The organism is Brevibacterium sanguinis, from assembly GCF_039528855.1.
GTDB classification, from domain to species: Bacteria; Actinomycetota; Actinomycetes; order Actinomycetales; family Brevibacteriaceae; genus Brevibacterium; species Brevibacterium sanguinis.
In genome coordinates, this window is sequence record NZ_BAAAMB010000014.1 from 97,914 (window position 1) to 117,066 (window position 19,153).

At 68.1% G+C, this 19,153-nt stretch carries 14 protein-coding genes and 2 tRNA genes; 8 read left to right on the forward strand and 8 right to left on the reverse strand.

The window, feature by feature from the left end:
• The first annotated feature begins 1 nt into the window (after position 1).
• The 6 genes from ABD154_RS15250 (at position 2) to ABD154_RS15275 (ending at position 7,159) form a co-directional block, all read left to right on the forward strand.
• Complete coding sequence (locus ABD154_RS15250) at positions 2-1,972, forward strand: 3D-(3,5/4)-trihydroxycyclohexane-1,2-dione acylhydrolase (decyclizing) (RefSeq protein ID WP_249120998.1); 1,971 nt, start codon at positions 2-4, stop codon at positions 1,970-1,972.
• Between the two features lie 89 nt (positions 1,973-2,061).
• Entirely contained in the window at positions 2,062-3,012 is a 951-nt protein-coding gene (locus tag ABD154_RS15255) for a sugar phosphate isomerase/epimerase family protein (protein ID WP_211978717.1), read from the forward strand.
• Between the two features lie 70 nt (positions 3,013-3,082).
• Positions 3,083-4,111 (forward strand): Gfo/Idh/MocA family protein, encoded by a 1,029-nt coding sequence (locus ABD154_RS15260; RefSeq protein ID WP_198499724.1) that lies wholly within the window; start codon positions 3,083-3,085, stop codon positions 4,109-4,111.
• 10 nt (positions 4,112-4,121) lie between these two features.
• Complete coding sequence (locus ABD154_RS15265) at positions 4,122-5,006, forward strand: sugar phosphate isomerase/epimerase family protein (RefSeq protein ID WP_198499725.1); 885 nt, start codon at positions 4,122-4,124, stop codon at positions 5,004-5,006.
• A gap of 199 nt (positions 5,007-5,205) precedes the next feature.
• Positions 5,206-6,621 carry a sugar porter family MFS transporter gene (locus ABD154_RS15270; protein ID WP_198499726.1) on the forward strand — a complete coding sequence of 472 codons (1,416 nt, stop codon included), beginning with the start codon at positions 5,206-5,208 and terminating at the stop codon, positions 6,619-6,621.
• A 166-nt stretch (positions 6,622-6,787) separates the two neighbouring features.
• Positions 6,788-7,159: a universal stress protein gene (locus tag ABD154_RS15275; protein WP_198499727.1), complete on the forward strand. Its 372-nt coding sequence runs from the start codon at positions 6,788-6,790 to the stop codon at positions 7,157-7,159.
• 16 nt (positions 7,160-7,175) lie between these two features.
• Here the strand turns inward: ABD154_RS15275 and ABD154_RS15280 are convergent, their stop codons facing one another.
• Together ABD154_RS15280 and ABD154_RS15285 are read right to left on the reverse strand one after the other, a co-directional pair.
• Complete coding sequence (locus ABD154_RS15280) at positions 7,176-7,961, reverse strand: aminoglycoside 3'-phosphotransferase (RefSeq protein ID WP_198499728.1); 786 nt, start codon at positions 7,959-7,961, stop codon at positions 7,176-7,178.
• 202 nt (positions 7,962-8,163) lie between these two features.
• A tRNA-Arg gene (locus tag ABD154_RS15285) sits at positions 8,164-8,239 on the reverse strand.
• Between the two features lie 509 nt (positions 8,240-8,748).
• Between ABD154_RS15285 and ABD154_RS15290 the strand changes: the two genes are divergently transcribed.
• Entirely contained in the window at positions 8,749-10,581 is a 1,833-nt protein-coding gene (locus tag ABD154_RS15290) for a phosphoenolpyruvate carboxykinase (GTP) (protein ID WP_198499729.1), read from the forward strand.
• A 683-nt stretch (positions 10,582-11,264) separates the two neighbouring features.
• Here ABD154_RS15290 and ABD154_RS15295 read toward each other — a convergent pair.
• The 4 genes from ABD154_RS15295 to ABD154_RS15310 all read right to left on the reverse strand — a co-directional run bounded on the left by ABD154_RS15295 (position 11,265) and on the right by ABD154_RS15310 (position 16,177).
• Positions 11,265-11,498 carry a hypothetical protein gene (locus ABD154_RS15295; RefSeq protein WP_198499730.1) on the reverse strand — a complete coding sequence of 78 codons (234 nt, stop codon included), beginning with the start codon at positions 11,496-11,498 and terminating at the stop codon, positions 11,265-11,267.
• Positions 11,495-12,970: an inorganic phosphate transporter gene (locus ABD154_RS15300; RefSeq protein WP_198499731.1), complete on the reverse strand. Its 1,476-nt coding sequence runs from the start codon at positions 12,968-12,970 to the stop codon at positions 11,495-11,497. Before ABD154_RS15300 ends, ABD154_RS15295 begins: the two co-directional genes overlap by 4 nt.
• 299 nt (positions 12,971-13,269) lie before the next feature.
• A complete protein-coding gene (locus tag ABD154_RS15305) occupies positions 13,270-14,679 on the reverse strand; it encodes an aspartate aminotransferase family protein (RefSeq protein ID WP_344251591.1) in 1,410 nt (469 codons plus the stop codon).
• A 13-nt stretch (positions 14,680-14,692) separates the two neighbouring features.
• Positions 14,693-16,177, reverse strand: coding sequence for a CoA-acylating methylmalonate-semialdehyde dehydrogenase (locus tag ABD154_RS15310; protein ID WP_344251592.1), 1,485 nt, complete (start codon positions 16,175-16,177; stop codon positions 14,693-14,695).
• A 116-nt stretch (positions 16,178-16,293) separates the two neighbouring features.
• Here ABD154_RS15310 and ABD154_RS15315 point away from each other — a divergent pair, with 116 nt between their 5' ends.
• Positions 16,294-18,021 carry a PucR family transcriptional regulator gene (locus ABD154_RS15315; protein WP_344251593.1) on the forward strand — a complete coding sequence of 576 codons (1,728 nt, stop codon included), beginning with the start codon at positions 16,294-16,296 and terminating at the stop codon, positions 18,019-18,021.
• A 37-nt stretch (positions 18,022-18,058) separates the two neighbouring features.
• On the opposite strand, the gene ABD154_RS15320 is transcribed toward ABD154_RS15315, so the two are convergent.
• Together ABD154_RS15320 and ABD154_RS15325 are read right to left on the reverse strand one after the other, a co-directional pair.
• Complete coding sequence (locus ABD154_RS15320) at positions 18,059-18,652, reverse strand: short chain dehydrogenase (RefSeq protein ID WP_344251594.1); 594 nt, start codon at positions 18,650-18,652, stop codon at positions 18,059-18,061.
• A gap of 319 nt (positions 18,653-18,971) precedes the next feature.
• Positions 18,972-19,060 (reverse strand) — tRNA-Ser (locus tag ABD154_RS15325).
• Between the last annotated feature and the right edge of the window lie 93 nt (positions 19,061-19,153).

A 19,153-nucleotide genomic window follows, 5' to 3' on the forward strand; every position in this document is an offset into this window, starting at 1 on the left:
GATGACCACGACGATGACGGTCGCCCAAGCGCTGATGACCTTCCTCTCCCGCCAGTACACCGTCGACGGGGACATCCGGCAGCGGACGATCGCGGGCACCTTCGGGATCTTCGGCCACGGCAATGTCGCCGGCATCGGGCAGGCGCTGCGCCAGCTCGCGCACGACGACCCGGGGGCGATGCCCTACCACCAGGCCCGCAACGAACAGGCGATGGTCCACGAGTCCGTCGGCTTCGCGCGGATGAATCGGCGCCGGTCGACGTTCGCCTCGGCGGCCTCGGTCGGACCGGGGGCGGCGAACATGCTCACGGGCGCGGCTCTGGCGACCGCGAACCGGATGCCCGCCCTCCTCCTGCCCTCCGACACGTTCGCCACTCGGGTGGCCGATCCCGTGCTCCAGCAGCTCGAACACCCCCACGACACATCACTGCAGGTCACCGACGCGTTCCGGCCGTTGTCGCGGTTCTTCGACCGGGTCGACCGGCCCGAGCAGCTCTTCTCGATCGCCCTGGCCGCGATGCGTGTGCTCACCGACCCGGCCGAGACCGGTGCGGTGACGATCGCCCTGCCCGAGGACGTCCAGGCCGAGACCCTCGAGGTCCCCGAGGAGTTCCTCGCCGAACGCGACTGGCATCTGCGCCGGCCGCTGCCGGAGTGGGGGCCGCTCACCCGCGCGGTCGCGGCGATCGAGGAGGCGCAGACCCCGCTCATCATCGCCGGTGGCGGCGTCCTCTACTCCGGTGCCGAGGACGAGCTGCGCACCTTCGCCGAGGCGACGGGCATCCCCGTCGCCACGACCCAGGCCGGCGGCGGGGTGCTCGACTGGAATCATCCCCTCAACCTCGGCGGGATCGGGGCGACGGGGTCGACGGCCGCCAATCGGATCGCCGCCGACGCCGATGTCGTCATCGGCATCGGCACCCGCTACAGCGACTTCACGACGGCCAGCCGCACGGTGTTCGGCCACCCGGACGTCCGCTTCGTCAACCTCAACGTCGCCGGCTTCGACGCGTTCAAGCACGGCAGCCGCTTCCCCATCGTCGCCGATGCCAGGGAGGGCATCCGCGGTCTCCGCGAGCACCTCGGCGATCATCGGGTGAGCACCGAGCTGCGGCGTCGGGTCGAGACCGAACGCGATGCGTGGACGGCGACGGTCGATGCCGCGGTGGCGCCGACGCCGGCCGCGCTGCCGGGCCAGGCGGAGATCATCGGCGCGGTGAATCGCGCCGCCGGCCCTCGCGACGTCGTCATCCAGGCCGCCGGTTCCCTGCCCGGTGACCTGCAGAAACTCTGGCGCACCCGCGATCCCCTCGGCTACCACGTCGAGTACGCCTTCTCATGCATGGGCTACGAGATCGCCGGAGGGCTCGGCGTGCGACGCGCGATCGACGCCGCCGATGCGCTCGTCGCCGCAGAGGGTGACGACGGTTCGACCGTGCCACCCGACGGCAGCGCCGTCGAGGCCGCGGATCGGAACGCGATCGTCATGGTCGGCGACGGCTCCTACCTCATGCTCCACACCGAGCTCGTCACCGCCGTCGCCGAGGGCCTCAAGCTCATCGTCGTCCTCGTCCAGAACCACGGGTACGCGTCGATCGGGCACCTCTCCGAGACCGTGGGCGCGCCCCGGTTCGGGACGTGGTACCGGAAGTACGACGCCGAGGCGACCGATTTCCGCACCGACGAGGTCCTCCCCGTCGATCTCGCCGCCAACGCCCGTTCCTACGGGATCGACGTCGTCGAGATCGCGCCGGGCCCGGACGCGAGCACCCGACTCGCCGAGGCGGTCGCCGCCGCCCGTGAGGCACCGACCTCGACGCTCATCCACATCGACTCCGACCCGCTCGTCTACGCCCCCGACGGCGAGGGCTGGTGGGACGTCCCCGTCGCCGAGACCTCAACGATGTCGGACACGCAGGCCGCCCGCGAGGAGTACGAGATCGCCGTGAAGAAGCAGAGGCCGCTGCTGTGACCGCGCCCGCTGCTGTGACCGCGACCACCGCTGCTGCGGCGATGAGCACGCCGACCACCGACCCGAACCGCACCCGAAGGATCACTGACATGACCACGACGACGCCGACACCGGCCGACACCGCGCCCCGCCCCCAGACCCTGCGCATCGGCACGGCCCCGGACTCGTGGGGCGTGTGGTTCCCCGACCATCCCGGACAGGTGCCGTGGCAGCGCTTCCTCGACGAGGTCGCCGCTGCCGGCTACACGTGGATCGAGCTCGGACCCTACGGCTATCTGCCCACCGACCCCGCCCAGCTGCGCGAGGAACTCGACTCCCGCGGCCTCAAGCTCTCCGGCGGCACCGTCTTCACCGGCTTCCACAAGACCGATGACCAGTGGGGTCGCGCGTGGGCGCAGGTCGAGAAGATCGCGGCGCTGACGCAGGAGCTCGGCGGCGAGCACATCGTCGTCATCCCCGACCTGTGGCGCTCCGACGCCACGAGCGAGGTCCTCGAACCGCGCACCCTCGACGCCGAGGGCTGGACGCGCCTGGCGGCCGGCCACGACCGTCTCGGTCGGGCCCTCGAGGAGGAGTTCGGCCTCCACCAGCAGTTCCACTCCCACGCGGACTCCCACGTCGGCACCCATTCGGAGGTCGAGCGGTTCCTCGAGCTCACCGATGAGGCGTACACGAACCTCTGCCTCGACACCGGGCACTTCTCCTACTACGGCGGGGACAACCTCAAGCTCATCGCCGACCATCCCTCGCGGATCGGCTACCTCCACCTCAAACAGGTCGACCCGGTGAAGATCTTCGATGTCCTCAAGTCCGACACCCCCTTCGCCGAGGCTGTCGCCGACGGGATCATGGTCGAACCGAACCAGGGCATCCCACCGCTCGATCCGATCATCGAGGCGATCGCCGCGCTGGCCCCGGACACCTTCGCCATCGTCGAACAGGACATGTTCGGCTGCAGCGTCGACGCGCCCTTCCCGATCGCCGAGCGCACGCTCTCGACGATCCTCACCTCCACCCCGGCCGCAGTCACCGACCGCTGAGCCGACCCGACCGCCTCGGCGACTCTGCACCGCCGCAGACGACCCGACCGAACTCAAGGAGAACCCCACCATGGCACAGCTGAACCCCACTGCCGACTTCCGCGTCGGAGTCGTCGGCGCCGGAATGATGGGCGCCGACCACATCAAGCGCATCGCCTCGTCGATCAGCGGAGCGACGGTCTCGGCCGTCATCGAACCCGATGAGGGGCGAGCGCAGGCCGCACTCGCCAACGCCCCCGGGGCGCAGGCCTTCTCCCGCGTCGAGGATGCGATCGCCGCCGGTGCCGTCGACGGACTCCTCGTCGCCACCCCCGGGTTCCTCCACGAGGCCGTCCTCCTGCCCGCGATCGAGGCGGGGCTGCCCACCCTGTGCGAGAAGCCGCTGACGCCGGACCCGGAATCCTCGTGGCGCGTCCTCGAAGCCGAGCAGGCGGGCGGAAGGAAGCTCATCCAGGTCGGTTTCATGCGCCGCTTCGATCCCGAGTACCGGCAGCTGCGCGAACTCATCGAGTCCGGCGACGACGGAGAGCTGCTCATGCTCCACTGCGCACACCGGAATGCGAGCGTGCCCGACGACTACGATCAGAACACGCTCATCGACGGGTCCGTGGTCCACGAGTTCGACATCGTGCCGTGGCTTGCGGGCTCACCGATCACGTCGATCGAAGTCAAGGAGACCAGGCGGAATCCGCTCACCCCCGATCGGCTGAGCGAACCGCTGCTCGTGCTCATCGGACTCGAGAACGGTGTCCTCGTCGATGTCGAGATCAATGTGAGCATCCAGTTCGGCTACCAAGTGACGACAGAAGCCGTCTTCTCCGAAGGCATCGCGCGCATCGGCGATCCCACGGGTCTGCAGAACTGGCACAGAGGCCGGTCGTCGATCACCGAGCACGCTGACTTCACCACTCGCTTCGCGACCGCCTACGACGCCCAGGTCCAAGCCTGGGTCGATGCAGCTCGCAACGGGGAGATCGCCGGGCCTTCCGCCTGGGACGGCTACCGTGTCGCCGTGGCCTGCGGCGCGGGAGTCGCCGCAATGCGCGACGGCCAGCTCCACACCGTCGACGTCCCGGAAACGCCCGCGTTCTACGCGTGAGGAGCCGATCATGAAGCTCGCCTACGACCCCACCCCGCTGCACCACACGCACCGGCTGCTCGACTTCGCGGCCGCAACTGCCGACCTCGGCTTCGAGCACATGCAGCTGACCCCGCATCCGGACTTCGCGACGCACTTCCGCTACCCGAAGATGGACCGCGACCTCATCGCCCGGTTCGCCCGCAGCGTCGACGCCGCCGGCATCACCGTGCCCGCCCTGCTGCCGGTGCAGCGGATCGCCTGGCCGGATGAGGCGAAGAGGGAAGCGGCGGTGAGGAACTTCCTCCGGGTCATCGAGATCGCCGTCGACCTCGGAGTGGAGACGATCAACACCGAGTTCAGCGGTCGCCCCGAGTCCTTCGAGGAGTCCGAGGAGTCGTTCTACCGGTCGATGGATGAGATCCTGCCCGTCATCGAGCGGGAGAGGCTCAGGCTCAACTTCGACCCGCATCCCGACGACTTCGTCGAGGACGGGCATGAGGCGTGGCGGGTGCTGCGCGGCCTCGACTCGGAGGCGATCGGCTTCGTCTACGTCGCCCCGCACACCTTCCACTACGGCGACTGCCTCGACACCCTCGTGCCCGAACTCGGCGATCGCCTGCGGGCCGTCTACATCTCCGACGCCTTCGACCACCGGGCCTCGCACGGGCTGCGGTACATCGCGAACCCGCCGACCACCTCGGCGCGGGTGCACCAGCACCTCAAGGTCGGTGACGGGGACGTCGATTTCGATGCCCTCTTCGGCCGCCTCGGCGAGGCGGGGTTCCTCGACCGACCCGATGCGCTCATCGTCTCCAACGTCTTCGGGGAGAACGAGAACAACGACGCGGTCAGCCGGTACCAGAAGACGACGATCGACGACCTCGTCGCCCGGCACGGAGGCGATGCCGACTGACGACTGCACGCACGACCTGATCGCTTCGGGCCGCCTACCGCAGCCTCGGCGCTGACCATCCGACCGCGCACCACCTGACCCCATCAGCCCAGTTCCCTGCGGGACCGCTTCCGCGGTTCCGTCCCCAACCATTGCTCGAATCCAGGCACGGCGCCGCACCGGCGCCGGGACGCACGTCATTCGAAGGAGAGTGATCGCCATGAGCGGACAACAGAAATCCCTGGTGGACCTGCCCCCGGACACGAAGGGGCCGCACACCTCGCGACTGGGCATCATCGCCGTCGTCGCGACGTTCGGCGGCCTGCTCTTCGGCTACGACACGGGCGTCGTCAACGGCGCCCTCGAGCCGCTCACCCAGGATTTCGGACTGACCCCGCGCACCGAGGGACTCGTCGTCAGCTTCCTCACGATCGGCGCGGCCTTCGGCGCGGTCATCGGCGGCAGGCTCTCGGACGCCTACGGACGCCGCTCGAACATCCTCGGACTCTCGCTGTTCTTCATCGTCGGGACGCTGGCGTGCGCGCTCGCACCGAACTGGCAGTTCCTCGCCGGTGCCCGCTTCGTCCTCGGTCTCGCGGTCGGGGCGGCCTCGACGACGGTGCCCGTCTACCTCGCCGAGCTCTCGCCGTTCGAGAAGCGCGGTTCGCTCGTCACCCGCAATGAGGTGATGATCGTGTCGGGTCAGTTCGCGGCCTTCGTCATCAACGCGATCATCTTCAATCTCTGGGGTGAACACGACGGAGTCTGGCGCTACATGCTCGCTGTCGCCGTGCTGCCGGCGATCGCCCTGCTCATCGGCATCCTCTTCCTCCCGGAGAGCCCGCGCTGGCTGATCTCGAAGCACCGCGACGATCAGGCCTTCGACGTCCTCAAGCAGGTGCGGTCGACCGAACGCGCCGAGGCGGAGATGAAGGAGGTCGAACTCCTCGCCGAACAGGAGGAGAAGTCGAAGACCGGTGGCCTCTCCGATCTCGCCTCGAAGTGGGTGCTGCGACTAGTCGTCATCGGCATCGGCATCGGCATCGCCTCACAGCTCTCCGGCATCAACGCGGTCATGTACTACGGCACCCAGCTGCTCACCGATGCCGGCTTCTCCGCCGACGCGGCGATCGTGGCGAACACGCTCAATGGGCTCGCGTCGGTTCTCGGCATCACTGTGGGCATCATGCTCATCAACCGACTGCCGCGGCGGAGAATGCTCATCGGCGGATTCATGCTCACCACGTTCTTCCACATCCTCATCGGTCTCTCCGCCGCTTTCCTCCCGGAAGGCCAGTTCAAGGCCTACGCGATTCTCGTCTTCGTCATTCTCTTCGTCTTCTCGATGCAGGGCACGATCGGTCCGCTGACCTGGCTCATGCTCTCGGAGATCTTCCCGCTGAAGATCCGGTCGTTCGCAATGGGCATCTGCGTCTTCGCACTGTGGATGGCCAACGCGGCCGTCGCACAGTTCTTCCCACCGGTCGTCGCATCGCTGGGCATCTCTGCGACGTTCTTCCTGCTGGCCGGCTGCGGCGTGCTCGCACTCATCTTCCTCATCGCGATGCTGCCGGAGACCCGGGACAAGACACTCGAGGATCTCGAGGAGGAGTTCCGCACGAAGTACGGGCAGTGAGCCGGACCGCCGAAGCCCACAGAGGTATTCGCATCCTCCGCGCGGACGGTTGACCAGGTGCTGTTCCACACCCCATCGGCGAGAATGAACGGTGACCTCCGTTGCCGGCACTCCCCACCCGGCGCACCTACCCCGATCAGACCCACTCCGATCAGAAGGAGAAGCCATGGCCATCATGGTGGCAGTTCCCGACAACCAGACCGCCGAGGCGGCGCTGACGGCAGCGATCAGCGAAGCCCGGCATTTCGACACCGGCCTCATCGTCATCCCGCTCGGCATCCAGTCGACGTTCGACACGACGACGCTCGACGCCTCCGAGGTGCCGTATGAACTCGTCGACCGACGTGGGCGCGGTGACCGCGATCCCGCCGAGGCGGTCCTCGACGAACTCGATGCCCGCTCGGATGTCTCGCGCCTCGTCATCGGCATGAAGCGCCGGTCCCGCGTCGGCAAGGCCCTCATGGGGTCGGTGAGTCAGCGTCTGCTGCTCGACTCCCCGGTGCCGGTGCTCGCCGTGAAGATCGGGGAGGAGAACTGACGGGGATACGACACCCCTACTCCGCGTCCCACAGCTCGCGGTAGTACCGGATCCTCTTCTCGTCAGGGGCGATGCCGTAGGCGTCCCAGAAGACCGCCTCGTCGAAGGAGTCGTAGTTCCAGCCGAACGACATCGTCGCCACCGCGAGGTCGGCCCAGCGGTCGGCGACACCGAGGCGCTGCATGTCGACGTGCCCGACGAAGCGGCCGGCCGCATCGAGCAGGGTGTTCGGGGCACACGGGTCGCCGTGGCAGACGACGAGGCGGTCGATCTCCGGAGTCGGGCTGAGAGTGCTCGCCTGTTCGCTCGTCGCGGCCCGCAGTCGGTCCGCGACGGACCACGTCCACGGGCAGTCGTCGACGGGAAGATCGTGAAGGCGGCGCAGCCCTTCGCCGATGGCGGCGATGGCGGTGTTCGCTCGCGCTCTGTTCTCGGCGGCGACCGCGTTGGCGCCGGGGATCGCTTCGGTGATGAGGAATTCGGCGTCGCCTCGGCGGACATAGTCGATGACGCGCGGGACGGGATGCCGGAGGGTCAGCCACTCGAGCTTCTCCTTTTCGAGTGCGAGATCCTCACTGCTCGGCAGCGGGTTGCGCTTGAGGTACCGGAGACGGGTGCCGTCTCCCGCCGCGTCACCGTCGAAGCGCACCGTCACTCCTCCGGCCTCATTGAGCCAGATCGGTTCGGGGTCCGGGCCGGTGAACTCGAGGATATCGGTCGGCAGCGCGAAGTCGGCGGGGACCGTCGAGGCAAGCGTCACCGGCACGTCCCGCATGGGTTCGCGGTTGTCGGCGTCATCCATGCGGCTCCCGTGAACACATCAAACGTGCCTCCCGACCCGTGCCTGTCAGGTCCCATCTTCGCCTCTCAGGACTCGCCATGACCGCCGAGCGGGCTTCGGCGCTTCCGCCGATCGGGACTCGGAACCACCACTGATCGGGCTTCGGCCGATGCAATCGACGAAGGCCCCTCACCGGATGTTTCACCTGGTGAGAGGCCTTCTGTGGTGCGCCATGAGGGATTCGAACCCCCAACCTTCTGATCCGTAGTCAGATGCTCTATCCGTTGAGCTAATGGCGCATGTCGACCGGGCGTCCGCCCTGCAACTCGAACAACTATACACAGGATGTTCACCCGACCTCAAATCCCCGGCAGTGCCCTTCGCCACAGTTTTCGCGAGGCTCGGGATGCGCAGCCGCGGCAACCCTCAATCCGCGACGCCTGCGTCGAACGCCCCGTGATCATCAGTCGTTCTCCGCGAACCACCCCTGCGGACAATCGTGACCCTCGGGTGACCCGGCCGGCGGGAAACGCCGGACAAACGGGTGGGCGAACAACCTCGGCGAGGTGAACGGTGATGCAATTTTCAACGAAAGTCAGGATCTGCAACTATCCGTCATTGCTGTGAAAAAATACGTCACTCAAATGACGCATTTGCGTCAGCGACCTCGTCTTTGTGGCCCAATGCACATCTTCGGTTGCCGAAAACCGGTGAACTCCGCCTCTGCCGCCACCCTACCGTGGTTGTGTAACCACCGCTCGACATCCTCCCCAATGTCGTCAAACCCCGATCGACCAGGAGACCACTCATGACAGTCCTCGACCATGACGTCGTCGCTGACCAGCTGAAGAACGCACCGACGAAGAACGAGAAGGTGCTCTCGTTCGTCAGCCGGATCGCCCACCTCACGACCCCCGACGACATCGTCTGGATCGACGGCTCCGAAGGCCAGAAGGCCCTCATCACGCAGCAGCTCGTCGACGCCGGGACGCTCGTGGCCCTCACCGGCACGAAGGACTCCTACTACGCAGCGTCGGACCCCGAGGACGTCGCCCGCGTCGAGGACCGCACCTACATCTGCTCGGTCGATGAGAAGGATGCCGGCGCACTCAACAACTGGGTCGCCCCCGCTGAGATGAAGCAGACCCTCAACGGTCTCTTCGAGGGCTCGATGCGCGGACGCACGATGTACGTCATCCCGTTCGTCATGGGCCTCGCCGAGGCGGACCAGCCGATGTTCGGCATCGAGGTCACCGACTCGCCCTACGTCGTGCTCTCCATGCTCATCATGGCTCGCTCGGGCAAGTACGCCCTCGATGCGATCGACGCGCAGAACGCGGACTTCGTCGAGTGCGTCCACTCCGTCGGCGCCCCGCTCGCCGAAGGCGAAGAGGACGTCGCCTGGCCGAACAACTCGACGAAGTACATCACCCACTTCCCGGAGGAGCGCTCGATCTGGTCGTTCGGCTCCGGCTACGGCGGCAACGCGCTGCTCGGCAAGAAGTGCTACGCGCTGCGCATCGCCTCGGCGATCGCCCATGACGAGGGCTGGCTGGCCGAGCACATGCTCATCCTCAAGCTGACGAACCCGCAAGGGCAGGTCAAGTACATCGCCGCGGCGTTCCCGTCGGCCTGCGGCAAGACGAACCTCGCGATGATCGAGCCGACGATTCCCGGCTGGAAGGCCGAGACCCTCGGCGACGACATCGCCTGGATGCGCTTCGGCGACGACGGCCAGCTCTACGCCGTCAACCCCGAGTTCGGCCTCTTCGGCGTGGCGCCGGGCACCGGCTACTCGACGAACCCGACCGCGATGCACGCGATCGAGGCCGGTGGCAACATCTTCACGAACGTGGCGCTCACCGATGACGGCGACGTGTGGTGGGAGGGCAAGACCGACGAGAAGCCCGCGCACCTCACCGACTGGCGCGGCAACGACTGGACTCCGGACTCGGAGACCCCGGCCGCCCACCCGAACTCGCGCTTCTGCACCCCGATCTCGAATGTGCCCACGCTCGCTCCCGAGTGGCAGAACCCCAACGGAGTGCCGATCTCGGCGATCCTCTTCGGCGGACGCCGCAAGACGACGATGCCGCTCGTCACCGAGACGCGCGACTGGAACCACGGTGTGTTCATGGGCTCGGTGCTCTCCTCGGAGACCACCGCCGCCGCCACCGGCGCTGTCGGCGTCGTCCGCCGCGATCCCATGGCGATGCGGCCGTTCATCGGCTACAACGTCGGCGACTACCTCCAGCACTGGCTCAACATCGGCCAGACCGACGGTGCGAAGCTGCCGAAGATCTTCTACGTCAACTGGTTCCGTCGCGACGACGACAACTCGTTCCTGTGGCCCGGATTCTCGGAGAACTCGCGCGTGCTCAAGTGGGTCTTCGAACGCGTCAACGGCACCGTCGACGCCGCTGAGTCCCCGCTCGGCTTCACCCCGACCGAAGACGGCCTCGACACCGAGGGCCTCGACTTCACCGAGGAGCAGCTGCGCAAGGCGCTCGCGATCAAGCCCGAGGAGTGGGAGACCGAGCTCGCCTCGATCGAGGAATGGTACGCCGAACTCGGCGATTCGGTTCCCGCCGAACTCCGCGCCGAGGTCGACAAGCTCCGCACGCACCTGGGCCTCGCCTGAGGCTGAGCGCCTGACGACGTCGGCCGAGCGCTTCGGCCGCACCGTCGGCTGAGGGCTTCGAGCTCGTCGTCTGAGACGACCGATCCCCCGATCACCGCCGAGGTGGTCGGGGGATCGTCGCATTCACCCCGAAGTGCGCTGCGGCGGCGGCGAATGGCCGGGACGGCGACCGGAGCGGGCGCGCACAGTGGCGCAGTGCAGGCCGGATCAGAGTATTGCCGTTCAGAGCGGTTCGGGCGGGGTGTCTGCGGCTCGAAGCTGTCCCGCACCCGGAGCTCGACAAACACCGCCTGCACGGGGAGGATTCAGCGCTCCACCGATGACGTGGCGAGCCACGGGTAGTGCGTGCGGCTCAGGGTAGTGCTTGGGACTGCGCGGTGGAGTTGCGGCTGAGGGTGCGGGATGCCTCCAGCCCGAAACTATCCCGCACCCGGAGCTCGACAAACACCGCGTGCACGGGGAGGTTTCAGCACTCCACCGATGACGTAGCGAGCCACGGGTAGTGCGCGTGGCTGCGGGGTGTGCGTGCGGCCGCGGGTTGTGCGTGGGGCTGCGCGTTGTTTGTGCTGTTGCGAGGCGTGCGAAGGCGAACTGAGCGCAGCTGGCGTCCGGGCGCCCGCTGCCCGCCTACTGTCCGGCGCTGGCGCTGGCGGTCCGGCAGCTGCGCTTCGGCGGCGGTGCGCTCAGCCTCCGTTGAGTGCCGGGACGATGAGGTAGACGCCGTAGAGGACGAGGAGGCCGCAGACCCCGAAGACCGCGCAGTAGCCGAGCTTGAGCAGCGGATTGGGATGGCCCTCCGCGATCTGGTCGATGTGCACGGCGCGCATGCGCACGGCAGTCGAGAACAGCCCGATGACGACGAGCGAGGACACCCACGTCGCGATGGCGACAACGGCGAAGGAGCTCCATTCGATCATTTCGCGTCTCCCTTGTCCTTCGGAGCGTCCGGGCCGACTGCATCAGCCCCGGTCAGATCGGCGGCGTCAGCGCCGTCGGTTCGATCTGAGCCGCGCGCACCGGCATCAGCCACGCCGACACCGGCCCGGTCAGCAGCGGCACCGTCAGCACCAGCGCCCGGACCGACACCAGCACCAGATCCGGCGCCACCACCGTTGCCCGCGGACCCGCGGCGTGCCTGCGCCTTGCGCGCCTGCTTCGCGGCGGTCTTCTGCTCCATCGCCTCGGTGCGGGCCTCACGCTTGGCCGCGGCGCGCTTGCGGTTGCGGTCCTGGCGGAGCTTGCGCTTGCGACCGCGGACATTGACCGCCTCGCCGACGGTGTCGAAGTTCGAGATCTCGGTCTCCTTCGCCCGCCGGGAGCTGAGGTAGATCCACAGCACGACGGCGACGGCGACGGCCGTGTCGACGAGGACGCCGAAGAGACCGAAGTACGCGACGCCCGCAGCGGCGGCACCGACGATGCCGGCGGCCGGGATCGTCAGCAGCCAGCCCGAGGCGATCCGCCCGGCCGTCGACCAGCGGACGTCGGCGCCCTTGCGGCCGAGCCCGGACCCGAGCACCGACCCAGAGGCGACCTGGGTCGTCGACAGGGCGAAGCCGAGGTGCGAGGAGGCGAGGATCGCCGCAGCCGTCGAGGTCTCGGCGGACAGACCCTGCGCCGGCTTGACGGTGGTGAGCTTCGTGCCGAGCGTGTCGATGATGCGCCAACCGCCGACGTACGTGCCGAACGCGATCGCGAACGCACACGTGACGATGACCCAGAACTGCGGGCCGGTGCCGCCCTCCTGAAGGTTCGCGGAGATGAGGACGAGTGTGATGACGCCCATCGTCTTCTGCGCGTCGTTCGTGCCGTGAGCGAGTGCGACGAGCGAGGAGCTGAAGATCTGCCCGTACTTGAACGGCGCCCGGTGCGCGGTCTGGCCGTCACCGTTGCGCCGCGTGATGTAGTAGGCCAGGCGCGTGCACATGTAGGCGCTGGTGCCTGCGATGAGCGGCGCGGCGATCGCGGGGATGACGACCTTGGAGAGGAAGACGCCGAAGTCCACGGAGTTGACGCCCGCGCCGACGATGGCCGCACCGATGAGACCTCCGAAGAGCGCATGCGACGACGAGGACGGCAGACCGAAGCGCCAGGTCGCCATGTTCCAGATGATCGCGCCGATGAGGCCGGCGAGGATGAACTCGGGAGTGATCTGGACTCCCCCATCGCCCTCCTTGATGATCCCGCCGGAGATCGTCTTCGCCACCTCGGTGGAGAGGAAGGCGCCGATGAGGTTGAGGATCGCGGCGAGGGTGACAGCGGCCTTCGGCTTGATCGCACCGGTGGCGATCGGCGTCGCCATCGCATTGGCCGTGTCGTGGAAGCCATTGGTGAAGTCGAAGAAGAGCGCCAGTGCCACGACGAGCACGACAACGAAGAAGATTTCCACTCAGCGACCTTGGACGTAGACACAATGAGGACGGGGAACGGCCGAGCGACAGACTGCGACCTCAACCAGGTGCGAGTCTACAGCGTCCGAAGTCTGAACTTCATCCACTTTTCAGCGCCCGGTCACCCTGTTCACCCTGCGTTCATCTCCCAACTGGACAAACAGCGGGGCAAACGGTCCGACTGTATCAGCTTTCACATCCAGGGAGGTTGTCGCCAGGACATCGCCGAGGTTGTCGTCGCCCGGACCTCGCCGAGGCGACCGACCGGTGGTCCGGTCGGCCGCCTTCCAGCGGCGACTCAGCCGACGTAGCGGTCGGCGATGCTGAGCGCCTCGTCGAGCACCGCGAGGCCCGCGCGCACCTCGGCGTCCGGGGTGTTGAGCGGCGGGACGATGTGGATGCGATTGAAGTTCGCGAACGGGAGGACCCCGCCGGCCTTGAGCGCGGCAATGACCTCGTTCATCTCCGGCGAGCTGCCGCCGTACGCGGCCAGCGGCTCCTTCGTCTCCCGGTTGCGGACGAGCTCGACCGCCCAGAAGCAGCCCATGCCGCGGACATCGCCGACCGAGGGATGCCGGGACGCGAGTTCCTGCAGGGTCGGTCCGATCACCTCGGCGCCGAGGCGGTCGGCATTCTCCACCATCCCCTCCTCCCGCATCGCTCCGATGGTCGCGACGGCCGCCGCGCACGCGAGCGGATGCCCCGAGTACGTCAGCCCGCCGGGGTAGGCGCGGTCGCGGAAGGTCTCGGCGATCGCGGCGGAGATCGCGACCCCGCCGAGCGGCACATACCCGGAGTTGACCCCCTTCGCGAAGGTGATGAGGTCAGGGGTGACACCCCAGCGGTCGACGGCGAACCAGCGGCCCGTGCGGCCGAATCCGGCCATCACCTCGTCGGCGATGTAGACGATGCCGTGCTTCGCGGTGAGCTCGCGGACTCCCTCGAGGTACCCGGCGGGCGGCCCGTAGATGCCGGCGGTGCCGGGCACGGTCTCGAGGACGAGGGCGGCGATGTTCGCCGGTCCCTCGAGGACGATGAGGTCCTCGAGGTGGCGCAGCGCCCGCTCCGTCTCCTCCGCCTCGGTCGTCGCCCCGAAGTACGAACGGTACTGGTAGGCGGGCATGAAGTGGACGACGCCCTCGGCCGAGTAGTCGTTGGGGAACCGCCGCGGGTCGCCGGTGACGTTGACGGCCAGTTGCGTGCCGCCGTGGTAGCTGCGGTAGGCCGAGAGCACCTTCGTCCGACCGGTGTGCAGGCGGGCCATGCGGATCGCATGCTCGTTCGCGTCGGCCCCGCCGTTGGTGAAGAACACGTGGTCGAGGTCGCCGGGGGTGAGCTCGGCGATGAGTCGCGCCGCCTCGGAGCGGGCGTCGTTGACGTGCTGCGGGGCGATCGTGCACAGCCGCGCCGCCTGCTCCTGGACGGCGGCGACGACCTTCGGATGCTGGTGTCCGATGTTCGTGTTGACCAGCTGCGAGGAGAAGTCGAGGAGCTTCCGCCCCTCCCCGTCCCAGACGTACGAGCCCTGCGCCGCGACGACGGTCATCGGGTCGAAGGCGCCCTGCGCCTGCCACGAGTGGAAGACGTGCCGGCGATCGAGTTCGTACGCGCGGCGTCCGGCGGCGAGCTGATCGGCGGTGACCGCCGAGGTGGGGGCCGCCTCGGCGGAGGTGGTCGGGGTGTCTGCGCTGTCGACGGTCGTCGTCATCGTCGTGTCCTTGTCAGTCGTGGGTCGGGAAGCCGAGGTTGAGTCCGCCGTGGCTGGGATCGAGCCAGCGGGAGGTGACGACCTTGCCGCGGGTGAAGAAGTGGACGCCCTCGTCGCCGTAGGCGTGGGTGTCGCCGAAGAGGGAGTTCTTCCAGCCGCCGAACGAGTAGTAGCCGACGGGGACGGGGATCGGAACGTTGACGCCGACCATCCCGACCTCGACCTCCCGTTCATAGCGGCGGGCGGCACCGCCGTCGTTGGTGAAGATCGCGGTGCCGTTGCCGTAGGGGTTGGCGTTGATGAGGTCGAGGCCCTCGTCGTAGCCGGGGACCCGGACGACGGAGAGCACCGGCCCGAAGATCTCGTCGGTGTAGATCGACATGTCGGGGGTGACGTTGTCGAAGAGAGTCGGATTGAGGAAGAACCCGTCCGCGGGCACGTCATCACGCCCGTCGAGGACGACGGTGGCTCCCGCCTCGGCGCCGGCATCGATGTACCCGGACACCTTGTCGCGGTGGGCGGCGGTGATGAGCGGGCCCATGTCCGGCTCGTCCCGACCGTCGCCGATGCGCAGGGTGCGCGTGCGTTCGGCGATCTTCGCCACGAGCTCATCGGCGATCGAGTCGACGGCGACGACGACGGAGATCGCCATGCACCGCTCCCCGGCAGCGCCGTACCCGGCGTTGACGGCGGCGTCGGCGGCGAGGTCGAGGTCGGCGTCGGGGAGGACGAGCATGTGGTTCTTCGCACCGCCGAGCGCCTGCACCCGCTTGCCGGACGCGGTGCCCGTCTCGTAGACGTAGCGCGCGATCGGGGTCGACCCGACGAAGGACACCGAGGCGACGTCCGGGCTGGTCAGGAGCGTGTCCACGGCTTCCTTGTCGCCGTGGAGGACGTTGAACACACCGTCGGGCAGACCGGCTTCCTGCCAGAGCTCGGCGAGCCAGTTCGCCGCGCTCGGGTCCTTTTCGCTGGGCTTGAGGACGACGGTGTTGCCGGCGGCGATGGCGATGGGGAAGAACCACATCGGCACCATGGCCGGGAAGTTGAATGGCGAGATGATCGCGGCGACGCCGAGCGGCTGACGCAGCGAGTGGACGTCGACGGTCGAGGAGACGTTCTCCGAGAAGCCGCCCTTGAGGAGGCCTGCGATGCCGCACGCGAATTCGACGACCTCCTGGCCGCGGGCGATCTCGCCCATGGCGTCGGAGAGCACCTTCCCGTGTTCGGCGGTGATGATCTCGGCGAGTTCGGCCTTGCGGGAGTTGAGCAGTTCCCGGAAGGCGAAGAGGATCGCGGTGCGCTTGGCCAGCGAGGTGTCGCGCCAGCCGGGGAAGGCGGCCGCGGCTGCAGCGATCGCGGCGTCCGCGGTGGCCTTGTCGGCGAGTGCGACCTCACCGGTGACCTGTCCGGTCGCCGGGTTCGTCACCTCGCCGAGGCGGGTGTCCGCCCCGAGGTTCTCGGGGCGGCCGTTGATCCAATGGGAGATGGCGGGCATGAGGGGGTTCCTTCGACGTCGACGGCAGAGGTGCGTCCTCTCATCATCGTCGCCGAGGCGGTGCGACGTCAGTGTCAGAGTGTCAGCTTCGGTGCGCGGAGATTTACACTGTGTCAATGACGATCAATGACGGCGAGCGGGTCCCGAGGGACTCTGCGGAGACGGCTGAGTCCGAGCGTGCCGGTGGCCTCGTCGTCGCCGATGTGCTCGGCTTCGGGGAGATCCGTTCCGGCAGTCCCGAGATCTTCTCCGGCGGCGAGCGTCTCGACCGCCCGGTCCGGTGGATCCACATCGCCGATGCGCCCGAGGTCGAACGGTTCCTCGAAGGCGGGGAGCTCGTGCTCACCACGGCGCAGACGTTCCGCCGGTCGGCACCGGCGATGGCGCAGTTCCTCGATCAGCTCGAGCACGCCGGCGCCGCCGGAGTCATCGTCGAGCTCGTCAACGACGACTCGACGCCCGATGACGCCGCCGCCACGGTGCTCCGCGCCGCCGCTGCGGACCGGAGCCTGCCCGTCATCTGCCTGCGCCGTCGGGTCAAGTTCGTCCGCATCACCGAGCTCGCGCATCGGGCGCTGCTCGGCCAGCAGCTCGGTCGTCTCGAACGCGCCCGGGAGATCCACGAGACGTACACCCAGCTCAGTCTCGAGCGGGCTGAGGTCGGGGTGATCGTCGCGCGCACGGCCGCCCTCCTCGGTGCTCCCGTCATCCTCGAGGACGTCGGCCACCGGGTGCTCGCGCATGCCGGGGACGGGTCGGAGGCCCTCGCCGCCCAGTGGAGGGATCTCGTCGTCGAGACGGGCGCCGGACGCGCGGAGCCCGGTGACCGCGCGGAGTCCGGAGGCCGCCTCGGTGCGGGATCGTCGGTGCTCGCCGGTCACCTCGGTGTCGACAGACGATGGCATTCGCTGCCCGTGGGCCTGCGCGCCCGCCGTTGGGGCCGACTCGTCGTGCCGGGTATCACGCGCGCCGCTGTGCCGGATGTCGAACAGATCGTCGAGCGCGCGGCTCAGGCTCTCACGCTCACCAGGATGGCCGAACGCGATGAGCGTGACCTCGTGCTGCAGGCGCAGAGCGGTTTCGTCCGGGAGATCCTCGACGCGCGCCACGTCGACGAGGACGAGGTGCGGGTCCGTGCGCGGTCGCTCGGCTTCGATCCGCCCGCGGGAGCCCGTCTCGTTCCGGTCGTCGTGCGCATCGACCACGATCCGGCGGCCGATCCGACGCGGATTCAGCTGTGGGAGCGCGCTGTCATCGCGGAGGTCACCGAGGCGACCGCTCAGGCCGACATTGCCGCCGTCTCCGCCCAGCTGCAGTCCGGTTCGTTCGGCCTCATCCTCGCGCTGCCCGGCCGTCGCGACGAGACGAAGGTCCTCGACCGCGTGTTCTCCGCGATGCCCGACCTCGATGTCACGTGGACCGTGGGCGTCGGACGAAGTGACGTGTCGCTCATCGCGGCCATCGGCAGACTCCCCACCGCCGCGCAGGTCGCCGAGGTGGCCTCGACGCTCGAGGTCCGCGAGCAGCTCTTCTACCGTTCTGCCGATGTGCGGCTGCGCGGTCTGCTCGCCGTGCTCGGTGAGGACTCGCGCCTGCGGGCCTTCGCCGAGGGCGAGCTCGGGCCGCTGCTCGACGGGGATGACGAGATGCTCGACTTCCTCGACCTCGTCCTCACCCACGGAGGGAACAAGTCGGCGCTCGCGCGGGCAGGGTTCCTCTCCCGCCCCGCCCTCTACGCGCGGTTGGCGAAGCTCGAGGAGCGCCTCGGCGTCTCTCTCGACGATGCCGAGTCACGGACCGCACTCCACGTCGCCCTGCTGTGGTGGCGAATGCACGTGCGGTGAAGCGCGGACGCTCGTTCACGGCTCATCTCAGCGAAACTCAGACCGTGAGGACGCGTCCGGTGATGTTTCCTTCGACGGACCTCACGAACGCGGTCGCGACCTCCTCGTCGGACACCGGCGTCATCCCGGCGAACGCATCGTGGAAGTGCGGCGAGTTGGCCAGGACATTGGGGCTCACCGCGTTGATTCGGATGCCGCGCGGCAGCTCGGGGGCCGCTGCCATGACGAAGGACTCGACTGCCCCGTTGGCCATCGCCGCCGCAGCGGCAGTCGGGACGGACTCGCGGGACAGGACTCCGGTCGTCAGGGTGATCGATCCCCCGTCGCGCACCGTGTCGACGCCTTGGGTGACGAATTCGAGCTGACCGAGGACCTTCGAGCTGAAGGCGCTGGCGTAGTCGTCTCGCGTGAGTTCGGTGACCGGCTTGAAGGGCACGGATCCGGCTGCCACGACGATGGCATCGACCGGTCCCACCTCGGCGAGGAACGAACGGATCGATTCCGGATCGGCAGTATCGACTCCGGGATCAGTGGAGCGGGACGCGGCAATGACCTCATGCCCACGGGCTGCGAGTCCGGCCGCGGCGACCCCGCCGACGTGACCTCCGGCTCCGATGACGATGATCTTCACGATTGACTCTCTCTCAATTCACGCGCTTCCCTCGGTCGCCGGGACCGTCGCCTCACTGGGGCGCCAACCGACTCCCGATGGCTGATCGCTCCAGACTAGATCCCGGCACTGACGCGACGATCCCGGCAAGCAGCAGGTCGAGGCAGGAGAGATCATCGCCGAACACGTCATCGATGCCACGAAGGACTACCAGGCGAAGCGGTGAACGATGACGTGGGACATCCGGTGAAAAACCGGAACGATGTCGTGGGCCAGACCCGGGTGAGAAAAGAGAAATGTGCCGCGACATCGAGTGAACGATGTCGCGACACATCACACGCGGAGCCGGTGGGATTTGAACCCACGGTCCCCAGTTCAAGGGACTTCACCTTAGCAGGGTGACGCTTTCGGCCGCTCAGCCACGACTCCAGATTTCGGCCCGAGATCTCGCACATTCCGCGAACCCCGGCACCACAGTTCAGACTGCGAGCACCAGCCTATGCGAAAGGAAGCTCCGAGAGC